This is a genomic window from Capnocytophaga sputigena (assembly GCF_002302495.1).
Classification (GTDB): Bacteria; Bacteroidota; Bacteroidia; order Flavobacteriales; family Flavobacteriaceae; genus Capnocytophaga; species Capnocytophaga sputigena.
In genome coordinates this window covers 817,367-833,601 of the sequence record NZ_CP022379.1, presented here as the reverse complement: position 1 = coordinate 833,601, position 16,235 = coordinate 817,367, and the positions used below count along the sequence as shown (strand labels likewise).

The 16,235-nt window shown below is 41.8% G+C and carries 1 protein-coding gene; it reads left to right on the top strand.

Going from position 1 to position 16,235, the window contains the following annotated elements:
• Positions 1 to 81: 81 nt before the first annotated feature.
• Positions 82 to 16,191, top strand: a complete 16,110-nt coding sequence (locus CGC57_RS03730) for a T9SS type B sorting domain-containing protein (RefSeq protein ID WP_095898014.1) — start codon at positions 82 to 84, stop codon at positions 16,189 to 16,191.
• Positions 16,192 to 16,235: the final 44 nt, after the last annotated feature.

Sequence of the window (16,235 nt, the reverse complement as noted above, 5' to 3'; positions counted from 1 at the left end):
GTACATTTGCGCCTTAAAGTGTAAGTGTGTCAAAATACTACACAATTTCAGTAATTAAAAAAGAAATTCACTCATATATCTATGAAAAAACTAACAGTTTTCTTAGCAATTTTCTTTATTACATTCACTTCTTTTGCACAGAAAAATTTCAGCTTGCGCCAAAATTTTTCTGGTCAAAGTATCAATGGTGATTTTACGATGATTGGTAACCAAAACATCAATCTTCGTAATAATGATGTGGGTAAATTTTGGTATCATCCAGATCCTAATAAGCCATTGGATCGCAAAGATAGAGATGATACAGATCCCCTATATCGTTATACTCCTTACCCTCCAGGAGATTATAGACATAATCCTAATGCTTGGAATAACCGTACACTTGATTATATCCATATTGATAAGAATTCTACAGCAGCCAATGCTCCTAGATTCCAATCAAGTGCAGCTACTCTCAATTTGCCTACTTTGCAAAACGGTTGTCCATTACGCATCCGTTATGCTGCATTGTACTGGTCTGGTTACACCTCTAATAGTAATTACAGAAAAGTAAAACTCAAGCTACCTGGTAAAAATGAGTATCACGATCTTACTGCTGATGAAAGTGGTACTATTGGCACACAATCAGCTAAGCAATATTATTGTTTTAAAGATATTACAAATCTACTCCAAAACCAAGGGGTAACTACTGGTGAATATATAGTAGGTGATATTTATGGAGAAATTGCTAATCCTGGAGGAATGAGCCGTAATATGCATGGTCTATCGGGAGGTTGGTCTATCTTGGTAGTATATGAATATCCTGGTAGTAGTGTTACTTCTAAAAAAATAAATATTTACGATGGTTTCCAGTATGTAACACGTTCTGGAATAAATATGAACCTTACTGGTTTCACTACCGTACCTTCAGGTCCCGTAAACGTCCGTATGGGCGTAATGTCTGTTGAAGGACAGCTTGAGTGGGATGGCGATTATATGGAAGTAAATGGTCACAAAATGGGGCAAGCCAATAGTGCCCTCCCTAATTGGACAGATAACTTCTTTGATTCATCAGTAACCCTCGATGGTAGCAATGTATCTACCCGTCGTCCTGCTTCTATCAATAATTTAGGTTTTGACTTAGATGTCTTCAATGTACCTAACCCTGGTAACTCTATTATAGGTAACAATACCAATGCTTTAAACGTAAAATTAAGAGCTACGGGTGACGTGTATCTCCCTGTAGTTACTGCCGTTTCTGTAGAGAACTACGAGCCTAAACTCGAAGTTGAAACTCGTGTCTTTAAAGGTGGAACCGATATCACCAATATCAACAATCCTCAAAATGTAAATAAAGGTGATGTCCTCACTTATCAAGTAAAAGTAAAAAACGTCGGTAAAGCCGATGCTAACTTTGGTCCTTCTCAAGGAGGAGCCCTCCCTGGTATTGGTGTTGTGCTCTATTATCCTAACAAACTTTTGGAGCCTCTCAAAACAGGTGTAAAACCTAATGTAGACCTTATCAAAAATGAATTAGTCTTCTCAAATGGAGCAAATGCGAGTCCTTTCGATTCAGCTTATTATATAACAGGAGATACTCCTGCTGTATTTGGTTCCATACAGTCTACTATGGGAACAGGGCAGCGAACTTTGGCTCCTGGTAAAGAGTTTATCGTAAAATTCCATCTCAAAGTAACTACAAACGATTGTGACTTCACTACTTTTGCTTGTAGTGAATATATCCGTACCTATGCGCGCTTCTTCGCCGATAACCTTTCCTACTACCCTGATTTCAACGTGAGTAGCCCTCTCAAATTAGACGAATGTGGCGACCGCGAACCTAAACCTACTGAAGTACGAGTGAGTGACATCAGTACAGCGTCTTGTAACTCAGAAGCCGTACTTTGTGGTAATGATATAAAAATCAAAGCTCAAGGCATCGACTACAACCACCCTATTGCTAAAATAGCAGGTAAGGACTATGGTATTTTCTACGGTAATTACGATACTTTCAAATGGAAATTCCAAGCACTTGGTCAAACAGGGTGGACTAATATTTCTGGTAACAACCAAGAAATTACAATCAATGCACCTGGAGTATACCGTGTCGAAAAATCCCGTACTGGTGCTAACAATTGCCAAACACGTGTTGAGGAAATCACCGTAAAAACTCACGCCCAGTCACTCAGTCAGCACCCGCTTATTCCTTTTGCGCAAGAGGTCTATACTTGTCCAGATAATGGGGTGGTGTATCCACAACTCTATCTTTGTGGGGCAAATGCCAAAGCGGTAATCAACCTCAGATTGACTAATGCCAAAAACTATACTTGGCAAAAACGTGACAATTGTAATATTCCATCTAGTCACGATAAAGAATGCCCTGTTTTAGAAAATACGTATGGTTGTAACTGGGTAACCAAAGCTACAACCACCACTAACGACTATGTAATTACTGAGGCTGGCGATTACCGTCTAACGGTAACTTTCCAAAACAACTGTGTCTCTACTTATTACTTTAAGGTAACCAAAAACAACCTTACCTATAAAGTAGATGGCAAAGATATCATTTGCGGTAAAAAAGGTAAAATCACCATAACAGGGGTGAACAACACTCAATATAAATTTGCCCTAAAAAAAGGAACTGCTACAGTAACTAATTATCAAACCAACCCAGTATTCGAAATCGCTACTCCTGATGCTTATACTGTGCTTATTAAGCAAAACACAGTGAGCAATACAATGTTGCCTTGTGTATTCTCTGAAAATGTAGTGATCAAAAAACGCACTCCTTCACTTACAGTTACAAATACCGAGATACTTTGTAAAGATGGAAGAACAACTATTCAGGCAACAATTGCCGATGCTTATCCTCCATTCTCCTTTACCCTCCGTCGTGGCGGAGCTACAGGAGCAGTGCTCGATTCTAAAACAATTAGCAGTACTACCTATACCTTCCCTGCACAACCTGCAGGCACTTACTTCGTGCAGGTAACTTCTGAAGATATCAATGCCACTTGCTTACCTGGAAAATCAGTGGTTATCAATGATAGCAACCAACTTAAAATAACGGCTGCTCTAGCACAACCGCTAATGTGTGGTGCTGCAAAAGTAGTACTTACCGCTATAGGTGGCAAAAAAGCACCTTATGGCTATAACTTCCAGCTTATAGGTAATGGTGTAAACTTAAATGGTACAGCTCAATCAACTTATACATTTACCGTTTCTACAGTAGGTACTTATACAGCTAAAATAGTAGATGCTAACAACTGTACCGTGCAGGAAACAGTAGCTGTTACTTCACTTCCAGCCCCTACAAATACAGTAACTAGCAAACTCATCAATTGTGGTGCAAATGGCCAAATTACTTTCAGTGAACCTCAAAGTACAGTAAGTTATACTTATGAATATAGTGTAGATGGAGGTACTACTTTCCAAACGGGACGTGAATTTATAGTAGCCCCAGGTACAACTTATAACACTGTCTTCCGTTACAAATATGGTAGTTCTGCCGCTTGTACAGTAGAGCGCGATGTAACTATAGGAACTGGGGGTAATAACGAATTGATTGCATCAGCAGGTGTAGCTCAACTTGTGAGTTGTGGTACAGGTGCCAATATAGGTAAAGGTTTAGTACACTTTACTAATGTACAAGGAGGTCAAACTCCTTACGAGTACAATTTTGGTGATGGCGTGTGGACAAGCACTCGCGAACGTTGGTTAGCGCCAGGTACTTATCTTCTATCAGTACGTGATGCAGCAGGTTGCGCACGTACAAACCTTAGTGTTACAGTAAAAGATAAACCTGATACTCCTATCTTCACACCTTCTGCAATCACTTATGATTGTCAAGGAAAAGGAACTCTTACTCTTGGCAACAACAAGCCTAATTATATCTATAAATATCTGATAGATGGTACCGAAACAACTACGAGAACCTTTAAAAACCTTTCTCCAGGGGTGCATACTATCACTGTTTACTACGATGATCCATCAACTACCCGCCCTGCTCCTTTGCTTAAAGAGGACTTCGGTAAGGGCAATCCTTATACTACCCCTCCTTCAGGGATGACCACAGCTTATACCTTGATAGATCCTCGTTACAATCGTTTAGATTGGAATAAATACTTTGTTGCAGGTAAACGCGATATCTATAATCATATTCAAACAGGTTGGTGGCAATCTAGTGCAATGTTCCCTAACGACCATACAGATCGTTTAGACAATACCTCTCGCTATTTGGCAGTAGACTTTGGTCAACTTATTGAGGAGGGTGCAATCTTTTATGAGAAAGACGTAATGGACGTAATGGAAAACCAACCTATCGAGTTTGAAATGTTTGGTTATAACTTAGTGAGTTCTTATGCTGCTCCAGGTTGTGCTTTACCTGTGATGATTATGGAAATTGTAGCTTTGGACGATGCTGGTAATGTAGTGATTGAAGGTGGTCGAGACAAAGTGTTAGGACGTATTGAATCACAAGAAATACCTACCAATGGAGGCAATGCCGATGCGTGGTTCCGCTTTGCTTCTGATGGTACAGGTGTGAATACAGCTCTAACCCCTGTAGTACGTGTAAATCCAGGAACTTATAAGCGTCTTAAAATACGTATACGTACCAAATGGAATACTACAGCTTGTAACGACTTTGCTTTTGATGATATTACAGTATACCAATTGCCAAAAACTTGCGGTTTCACTTATACCCTTACAGTAAATGTAGCTAACGACAAGGCTTTTGGTGTAGATCCATCTAGTGAGGTGATTACTCAGCCTAAGTGTAATGGAGACAGAGGGTCTTATCAAATTACATTAAAGAATGCACCATCTACTTATTATGTAAGTAAAGATGGGGGAGCTTTTGTAGCGATGACAGGTAATCTCTTTAGATGGATTAATTTAAATGGAGTTAGTCATACTGTAAAAATCCGTGCAGAGCAGAATAATGCTAACTGTGAGGTAACCCGCACTTTCACCATTGTAGATCCTTCGGTTATTACAGTTAGTGCATCTAATGTAATTTTAGGCTGTAATGGTACTACAAACATCACAGTTACAGCTACAGGAGGTACAGGAGTTAAGCAATTCTCATTGAGAAAAGGAGGCACAGTGTTGTATGGTTATCAAAATTCACCAGTCTTTACAGTAAATCAAACAGGTGCTTATACGGTATATGTACGAGACGCTAATAATTGTGAGAAAAACACGACTGTAAATGTGTTGAGTGCTCCAATCCTTACCCTTACAGGTACTACCAATACAGCGAATAACAATTATTGTTTACAAGGGGGTCAGAAAGGTAAAGTAGAGGTAGAGGTACGTACTTCCGATAATACGAGCACCGCACCTTATGTATTCCAACACAACGGAGTTACAAAAGCAACGCAAAATACGAATACTTATATATTCGACAATTTAAATGCAGGCGTTCATACTTTCACAGTAACAGATAAATATGGATGTAAAGCCACCTATAGTGTTGAAATTAAGAATCCACTTTCAATAGATGGTACGGGAGCAAGTGTTTCAAAGGATATTTCTTGTAACGCAGCCCCAGCTAACCAAGGAGAAATCACCCTTAAGGTAAAAGATGGTTATCCGCCTTATCGTTATGTTGTAAAACAAGGAGGAGGTATTGTACAAAATACCCAAAATGTACCTACCAACAATACAGTTACTTATAAAACAGCAACCTCAGGGTCTTATACCATTGAAGTGACAGACAGTAAAGGTTGTATGGTTTCAGGCAGTGCTACTTTGTTAAATGCAGTAGCGCCAACAGTAACAGTAAGTACAACAACAATAGGTTGTTATGGAGCTAATAATGGAAGTTTATCTTTAACTATTACGGGCGGCAAAGCCCCTTACAAAGTATTCTTAGATGGAGTAGCTAAAGGTAGTCAATTGGTTTTCAACAACTTGTCGGCAAAGAGTTATACTATAAAAGTAGTAGATGCGAACAATTGCGAAACCACTAAAAATGCGACAATATCTCAACCGGCTAATCCATTGCAAGCCTTTGCAGGGGTATCACAACTTATAGGATGTGGAGGAACAGGAGCCAATAAAGATAAGGCAGAGGTGCGTATTACCAATCCAAGTGGAGGTACTCCACCATATCAATACAAGTTTGATGGTAATTACGGTAGCAGTAAAGTAGCTTGGTTGCCAGCTGGAGTTCATACAGTCTATGTAAAAGATGCTAATGGATGTGAATTAGGAATGACTGTAACGGTAACAGCTAGAATATCAGAGCCTACAGGAACCACTTACACTATAACAAGTTATGATTGTGATGGTAATGCAACGGTACGCTTTACAGGTATTCCTACCACTTACGATTATACGTATGAGATAGGTGGCAAAACCGCTACAGGCACAACCGCTACCATTACGGGACTTGCCCCAGGTAATTACACAGTAACGATCAAATATAAAGATGCTAATCCACCAGCTTCAAGTATTCTCATTAAAGAAGATTTTGCCTCAGGTCCTGATACTTGTAGTTCAAATGTGTCTTCAGCATTTACTTGTTCACCTAATGGTTCAAATGGAATAGGTCCTGGAAAATATGTGATATTGAATAAAAATTCAGCATATTTACCTATGGGAGGATATCCAAGTATTTGGATCAAACCTAATGACCATACTTCAGCAGGTGCAGATTCTAGTGGTAGATATTTCTTTGTTGATGTAGGAAATGTGGGGACAGGAGATATATTATATCATAAACAAGTAAATGATATAATGCCAAATGTTCCGATTAAATATGAATTATATCTATTGAACTTATTTAGACCTGGTCATGGAGCAAAATTGCCTGATGTAGAAATTCGTTTGGTAAGTAATGGAAATACAATAGCTTCGAAACAATCAGGCCCTCTTGCCGACAATCTAAATCCTGATAATTGGATACGTTTTGCGGGAGAGTTAAATCCAAGTAATAATACATCTATAGATATCCAAATACGTACAAACTCTTGGGCAAATTGGGGTAGTGACTTGTGTATGGATGATATTTATGTTTACCAAGAGGCAAAATCTTGTGAGCAATCAATCACCAAGCAGGTAGTAGTTCCCTCAGGCAAAGAGTTTAAAGCCAGTGTAGTGAGCATCACTCACGCTACTTGTAAGGGAGCACAAACCGGTAAGGTAACCTTCAAGGTAGAGAACTTAGGCGGAGCGGGTTATCGTATTTCTGAGGTAAATGGAGCGATACGTTCAGGAGCAGGTTATGCCACCGAGATTACCGCACCAACCTTTGAGGTAGATGGTCTAAGACCAGGAGTTAATACCATCAAGTTCTCTAACCGCACTTGTGGAATAGTTCGCACAGTAACCATCACCGAGCCCGATGAGCTTACCCTTACGGCAACTATTAGTGAGCCAGCGATGTGTTCAAACAACACCAAAGCCCGTGTAACGCTTACAGCAGGCGGAGGTACGCCACCATATACCTATATCTATCAAGTAGGCAGCAATGTAACTACCCAAACAAGCAATGTCTTTACGGGAGTAGCGCCAGGTACGCCTACCTTTAGAGTGGTAGATAAGAATGGTTGTAGTACACAGCTCACAGGAATCTTTACGGTAACAACCCCTACCACCGTAGCCTTTACCACTTCGGCAACCACTTGTTATTCAAACAACAACAATGGAGAGATAGCGGTAAAAATCACTCAAGGTAACGGAGGTTATAAAGTAAAATTAAATAATAATGCAGCCATAAGTTTAGCAGCAGGCGCCACTACGCACACCTTTACGGGTCTTACCCAAGGCAGCTATAGTGTTACAGTTACCGATAGTTATGGTTGTAGTAGTGCCACACAAGTGCGTATCTACCCATCGCTTAACAGCACGGTGAAAGTAACAGACCAAAGTTGTAAGAAAGGTAAGATAGAAGTAACAGCTTCAGGCGGTAATGGCACGATAGAATTTGCTTATAAGAAACAAGGCGATCCAGCGCCAACTGATAGTGAATACAGTAGTACAGCAAGAAGCTTTGATGTACCTGATTTTACGGCAGCATCAGAGACTTGGATAGTATATGTACGTTCAGCAGCTTGTGTGAAAACCCACCAAGTAGTGGTGAAGAAAGCGGACAATGTAGCCTTTACAGCGGCGACAGTAACGCCTACTTGTCAAGGATCAGCAACTGGTAAGATCGTATTGGGTAATATCAAAGGCGATGGCAACTTCAAGGTAAGTTATGGTAAAGCAGGCACACCAGTGATAGCCAACTATACAGGTATTGCAGGTAGTAGCTATACGATTACCAATGTAGCGGCAGGCGTTTACTCAGTAACATTAACTGATAAATACGGCTGTAGCACAACCCAAAGCATCACCTTAGCCGATATGCCAGCACTAACAGCGAGCATCAGTGTATCAACAAGTGCTGGATGTTTAAAAGCAGGAAGCGCAGCAACACTCACTTTGAGTATGACCACTGAGTCTTGGAATGCCTATACAGCAGGTGGTAATCAAATATACTATAGCATTGATAATGGAGCTAGCTGGCATCCAATGCCAACGAGAGTTTACGATATAGGAGCTATATCAGGAGTAACAGAACCAGGTAAAACCATCCAAGTACGTTTTGCAACACGTCCTAATGCTACAGCACCTAATGTATGTACTACAGCAGCGATTGCTTATATAGTACCTAAACCATTAGCAACATTAAGTATAACGACTAATATCGATAAGTTCACTTATAACTGTACAGCGGCAGGTACACAATACTTTACAGCAACGGTAACAGTACCTACGGGAGTGGGATCAGATCCATTCTTATTCAATGTAAATGGAGGAGCTTATCTAACACCTACACCAGCAAATTCACGTATGTATGTGTTTACGGGCTTGGTAGTAGGACGTACTTACACCTTTGGAGTAAAAGATAAAAATGGTTGTGAAATTGAGGATACGCAAGATATCTATGCTAATGTAGCCACTCCAGCGATGACAGCAACATTGATAGCCAATCCAGCTTGTAACGGAGCAAGTAGCAGTCAGGCAACCATTAAGATCCACCGTAGCGCTTCTTATACAAGTGCTAGCACGGGAGCAACTCTTAACTGGACGATATATGAAAAACAACCAGGTTTAACAGTAGGTACCCCAATACATACAGGGTCAGCAGTAATGCCAGGAGTAGGACAAGATGCTACATCATTTACTCCTTCAGCAGGACCTTACGCTTTAGCACCTAATAAAACTTACTATGTGATAGTAAAAGAAGGTACTAATTGTGAGTGGGGTAGTAGAGATCTTTACATCAGAGAGATGGAAACACTTTCAGCCACTGTATCACAAACATCAGTTATTACTTGTAACAGTGATGGAGTATTAGAGGTACAAAATCCTACTGGAGGTGGCGGTACTTATCGTTACACCGTAACCCCAATAACAGCAGGAGTTACTTTTAGAGCACCAATAGTTACAGGTAGTTCAAGAGTACAGATAGTAAAAGATAACATAGCAACCCCAGCGATGCCAAGCTATCCAAGTGCTGCTTATAACTTTGGAGTAAAATTAGAAATGGAAGACCAATATGGTTGTAAAGCAGATTTAGGTACTTACACCTTTACGGTAACCCCAGCTCCAGATATTGCAGCTACTCCAATAGTAGGTTGTGCCGATGGTCAGTATACACTTACCATCCAGCCACAAGCTAAAACAGGAGCATCAGGAGCAGTAGCACCAGCAGCAGAGATTGCAGGCTATGAGTACTCTATAGATAGTGGTATCAATTATCAAAGCAGCAATGTATTTGGTAACTTGGTAGCAGGAGCTTACGATGTACAAATCCGTGATAAAGCTACAGGTTGTATAGCTACCAAAACGGTGAGCATCACCAATGCTTTAGAGGCAAGTGTAGCTTTAACAACTCCATTAGGATGTACAGGAGGAGCTGCTGGAATCACTGTAAAAGTAGACAATGGTTCAGGCGACTACGAATATACCTATACCAGTCCAGGAGGTACGCCAACAACCCCAGCTGCAATCCCACAAACAGCAGGCGAGTACAAAGTTACCTTCAATGTAACGGCAGTAGGTGTATATACAGTAACGGTAAAAGACAAGAACGCACCGAGCACTTGTAACACTTTCACAAGGTCAGTAACGGTAAATGCAGCCGAGAGACCAGAGATTACCACTTCGGTAAAATCAGTAACTTGTGCGGGCGGTAGCGATGGGGTGATCTACATCACCGAACGCAATACAGCAGCCTTAGGAGTAGCCTTTACTTATGCAGTACAAGGACCTGGAGGTGTAACCCCAGCAGTGGGTACTAACCGAGAGATAACAAATGTCAAAGCCGGTTTATACACCATTACTGTAACGGCTAATGGCTGTCAAAACACTTATACAGCTACGGTGAAAGAGCCTACTGCTCTTACCCTTAGCAAAACGCTTATAGAGAACAACAAACGCGAGTTTAGTTGTGGTAGTTCAGGAAGCGTACAACAAGCAGAAATCACAGTGCCAAGTGGTGCAGTACAAGGAGGAACATCACCTTATAGAATAGAGTACTTATATGGTACGGTATCAGGCACAGGCAATAGCTTTAGCATTGGTAATACCGCAGGAGGTATTGTAACCATCACCGCTATTGATGCCAATGGATGTAGCACCCAAACCTCAGTGGTTATTAAACCGTTCGAAGCCTTCGATGTAGATAAGATCGACTTTGCGGTAACCACTACAGGAACTTGTAACGCGAGTGAAACTATTACTATCAATGCTACACAAAGTTCAGGAGCACCATTTACAGGTCAGTTGTTGTACTATCAAGGTGCAACTGCCCCAGCGGGAACCCTTACCCCAACAGCAGGTGGCTGGCAAACAAGCAATAGCTTTACCATAGCCCCTAACAGAACTTATACGTTCTGGGTAGCCAATAGAGCGACGGGCTGTATAGCGAGCAAGTTGTACATCTCGCCTAATCCAAACAACTTTAGCATAGTAAACCCACAAGTGAAGAATGTAGGTTGTAAAGGAGCAAACAATGGAACAGCTACCTTTACCCTTAGCAATACAGTAAATGGTCACGCTTATAATGTAACGTTGAGTCCAGCAGGAGGAACCATAACCCCTGCGGCACCATTTACAGCAACGGGAACAACAGCTAGCTTCAACATAGCAGGTTTAGCACCAAATACCTATACAGTAACAGTAAAAGACAATAATACAGCTTGTGAACAAACCTATAGCTTCAAGATAGAAGAGCCAACATCGGCTATCACAGCAAGTGTTACAGTACATCAAGCCACTTGTGCGAGTGCCCCTACTTACAATAGTGGAGAGATAGCTATAGAGAATGTAACAGGAGGTTGGGGTACTTATCAGTACTATATAGGTCAAGCAGCCGCAGGTTTAGAAGTGTGGACAAATACAAGTGTACGTACAGGCTTAACCCCAGGAACTTATAGAGTATTGGTAAAAGACAACAACGGTTGTGCTACAACACTTAGCAATACAGTAACGATAGCTACGCCAACCACTATCAGTGGTACACTTACGGTAACCAATGCGAACTGTACTAATGGTACGGGCGCTATAGGAGTGAGAAGTGTAACGGGAGGTGAAGGAGCGAACTACTTGTATCAACTCATCAAAGATGGAGTTGCTCAAGGCGGAGCTCAAACCAGCACCGAGTTCCAAAACTTAAGTGCAGGTAATTACCAAGTAGCCATATCCGATTCTTGGGGTTGTACCACCACACTCACCCAATCGGTAACCTTGTACGAACCGGTAGAAGGAGTAGGCGTACGCTTTATCAAGCAAGTAACTTGTACCCCAGCAACGGGCGCAACCATTAGTGTAACCTATGCAGGAGGCGATTCACCAAGTTTGCGTTATACCCTTAAGAACGTAACTACAGGAGTGAGCACAACATCCACTACTAATGGATTTACTAATGTACCGGCAGGTAATTATGAAGTATCGGTATACGATGTGGCAACAGGTTGTCCTACCCAAACCCACACCTTTGCAGTAACCGATGCAGCAACAGTGAGCTTCACTTACACCACTACAGCAGTAAGCTGTAATGGCAGCAGTGATGGTAAGTTAAAAATTACCATACCAGGTACACAAACCCAAACCGATTATCAAATCAATATAGTAGGTAGCGGCGGCTTTACCCGCAGTGAAATGGTGAACACCACACCTAAGGACATAGAGTTTATAGCTATGCCAGCAGGTACTTACACGGTAACACTCACCTCTGCACGTAACTGTACAGCTACTCAAACGATAATTATAGGTGCACCAGCAGCCTTGATAGTGAGCAATACCACCACGGTAACCACCCACTATAAGTGCGATGCCGATAACAACGCTCAACAAGCGATTATCTCGGCAGTAGCCCAAGGTGGTACGCAACCTTATAAGTACAACTATCAAGTATTTGATGGAACAAACACAAGCACTTCAGGCTGGATAAACAGCAGTGTATACAGTCTTACCAGTGCAGGTAGTGCTACCCAAACAGTGATAGTGAATGTAGAGGATGCCAATGGTTGTAGAGCAGTCTATACTCCAATGGTAGTACCACCACTACAACGCATCAGCGCGGTGAATGCTACCCGTATATCAACTTTGAGTTGTAACCAATCCGAAACAGTGAACTTCACTATAGTAGGAGGTAAGAACCTCGGTTATGTAGTAGAGGTAACAGCCAATGGTAGTGTGGCAACGCCAACGCCATCAACACAAACCCTTACAGCAGGAACAAATGTAGCAACGGTACACTTCAATGCAGCAGGTTACTACACTATTAAAGTAACCGATAGAGATACAGGCTGCTATGCAACAGTATCTCACACTGTAAACGAATACAGAACGATGGAAGTAAGTGCTGCACAAAGCAAGCCAGTGAGCTGTGTGGGAGATAGCAATGGAGAAATCACAGTAACTTTCAGTGGTTATCAAGGTGCAATTACTTACCAAGTGTTCAATGCTACAACTTTAGCTCCAGCACCAGGAACTGCAGGAACAGTACAAACACAGATAGGTAGCGGAGCAGCAACAAGAACAATAGTTATAGGCGGTCTTGCCAAAGGTAGCTATGTGGTGAGAATGGTTCAAACAACTGCACCGAACTGTACAGTAACCAGTTCAGTGGTAATGGTATCCGAACCAGCAACCACTATTACCGCTACCCCAACAGTTACCGACCGCATCAAGTGTGGTATAGGTCAAACCGGAGCCTTTAGTGTAGAGACAACAGGTGGATGGGGTAATTATCAGTACCGATTACTTGTAGGAGGAGCACCTCATAGCAAGTATGGAACTTATACCAGCACAAGCCTCTTTGAAGGATTGGTATCTAATACCTATACAGTAGAGGTGAAAGATGAGAATGGCTGTGTGGCTACCCTCACCCAAGTAATGGCAGCACCAGCGCCAATAAGTGCCAATGTAACCCATACCGATGTGACTTGTTTTGGAGCCCGCGAAGGCAGCATAACAGTACAAAGCATCAGTGGAGGCAGCGGCAACTATACTTATGAGCTTAAAGAGTTAGGAGGTGCGATTGTACGAGGAGCACAAACCAGTACCACCTTCACCGGCTTAGATGCTCGTACGTATGTACTGAACATCATCGATGGTTGGGGTTGTGATGCCCAAGTAGAAATAACCATTGATGAACCATCAGAACTTGGAGTAGTAGCAAGTATTGCTAGTCCGCTTACTTGTAACAACCCAGCCACTGTATCGATTACTGTTACGGGAGGAACACCACCTTATACTTACTACCAAGTAGGTAATGCTACCCCATTGGCAGGCAATAGCATCCAGGTAGGTAACGGAGGTCAGCCATTAGGCGACTACGAGTTCTATGTAACCGATAGTAAAGGATGTAGATCTAAAGTATCAAATAAAGTAAGTATTACAGCCTTAGAAGCACTACAGTTACACGTAAATACAGAGGATGCCTTTGTAAAATGTAATGGAGAAAGTTCAGCGCGTATTACCTTCTCGGCAACGGGAGCATTGGGTAACTATCAGTACAAATTGTACAAATCAGGCGTACACTCAACTACGGCTAGTGCTACCCAAGTAAACGCGACCGACTGGGCATTTACAGGCTTGAATAAAGGTAAATATCAAGTAGAGGTCATCAGCGTAGACTGTACTGTATCGAGAACAGTAGATGTAGATGAATCACCAGCCTTTACAGTAGCAACAGCTACAACCGATATCACTTGTAACGCAATGCGTGATGGTACCATCTCAATGACGGTAACCGGAGGTGCAGGCGATGTACAATATGCTATCAGTCCTCGATTAGACCGATTTGTATCCGAAGGTTACTTCACGAATTTAGGTAGAGGACAGTATGTAGTAAGAGCACAAGATAAGAATGGCTGTTTTGTAGATGAAGTATTTACCATCCACGAACCCGATGTATTGAATGCAGTAATCCACAAACAAACCGATGAGGTATGTTATGGAGCAGGTGATGGTACAGTATCGATTACCATTACAGGAGGAACACAGTCTTATAGCACTTCAATTGATGGAGGCGCTTGGACAGTAGATAAGACCTTGTATACAGGTTTATCGGTAGGAGTTCACACCATTACGGTAAAAGATGCACGTTCTTGTACAACAGAAGTGCCAGTAACTATCAAAGAAGGAGTAGACTTGCAAGCTACAGCTACGGTAAGCTACGGTTGTGGTAACAATACAGTAGTGAACACCATTAATGCAACGGTGAATGCTAGCTACACAGGAGCGGTAAGCTTCAGTTTAGATGGTGGAGCGCCACAAAACTCAGGTAAATTTACAGGAGTAACAGCAGGGGTTCACAGCATCACCTTTACCCACCTCAATGGATGTACCACTACCCTTACAGTCAATGTAACGGCTTACAATAGTCTTACAGCCACCACAGCAACGAAAACCGATATGAGTTGTTATGGAATAAATGATGGTACGATAACCTTTGCGGTAAGTGGAGCAACTAATAGTTACACTTATACCATTACCCCAGAGGCAGGTACGTTCGATGGAGTAAGCAAGTATACCGGTCTATCGGCAGGTATCTATACAGTGAAAGTGAGATCTAATGGCGAGATAAACTGTGAATTAGAACAAAGCTTCACTATAGAGGAACCAGAGTTGTTGAAAGCAACAGCCTCAACAGTATCCGAAACTTGTTACCAAGCCAATGATGGTAGCTTGAGCTTTAGTATCCGAGGCGGTAGAGCACCGTATAACTTTACGATTAAAACAGCCTCAGGCACCACAGTAACCAATGGTACTTTAGCTACAGCAGGAGCGGTATATACACAAACCAATGTAGCAGGAGTTTATCTCTTAGAGTACAATGATGGTAACTGTTCACAAACCTTAGAGATAACAGTGCCAAAAGCACCAAATCTCGAGATGAATGTGAAGACGATGTTCAACTGTTCAACAGTATCGACTACTTATACTACAAGTTACTTGCGCATAGAGTTCCCATACGCTGATGAAAATCAGATAAGGAATATGCAGTACTCATTAGGTGGAGGACCAATGATAGCCTTTGATAGATATGAAGGTAAGTATGCTTATACGAGAACTATTCCAACGGGACAATACACCCTTACGGTACAATATCAATCTTATCCAGGAGCGCCATATTGTACAAAAGTATATGGAGAAACAGTAAGCTTGACCCGTTATCCAGGATTAGAATTAGAAGATAAGAGTGATCCACGATCTATCAATACGGTAAAGGTACAAGCCAAGGGAGGAAACTCAACGCAGTACATTTATTACTTCAATGGCTTTACCAATGGTACTAACGAGTATATGTTGCGTTCAACCGATCCAACCACACGAGTGGTAGGTAATAGAGTGTACAAAACAGTAGTAGTAGAGGTAACCGATGCTAATGGCTGTAGTTCAACGCTCACTATAGAGAAAGAGTATATGAAGTCAGTACCACCAGACTTCTTCACGCCAAACGGCGACGGACAGAACGATGGTTGGGATCCAGATAGATACCGCAGTTATCCAAATCTAACGGTAGACATCTACGATCGTTACGGACGTTATATCACCACTTTGCGTTCAGGACAAACTTGGGACGGTCGTTATAACGGCAAGGAATTACCAACAGGCGACTATTGGTATATCCTCAAAACCCACGAAGAAGGCGAAGACGACCACGAATATATGGGTCACTTCAACCTCTATAGAGCCGCTGATTAACAAATAAATTAATTCCGCGAGGCACACGCCTCGCGGAATTTGTT

Excerpts from the sequence above, each read along its gene's own strand:
- CGC57_RS03730 (WP_095898014.1), top strand. The coding sequence starts at position 82 with ATGAAAAAACTAACAGTTTTCTTAGCAATTTTCTTTATTACATTCACT.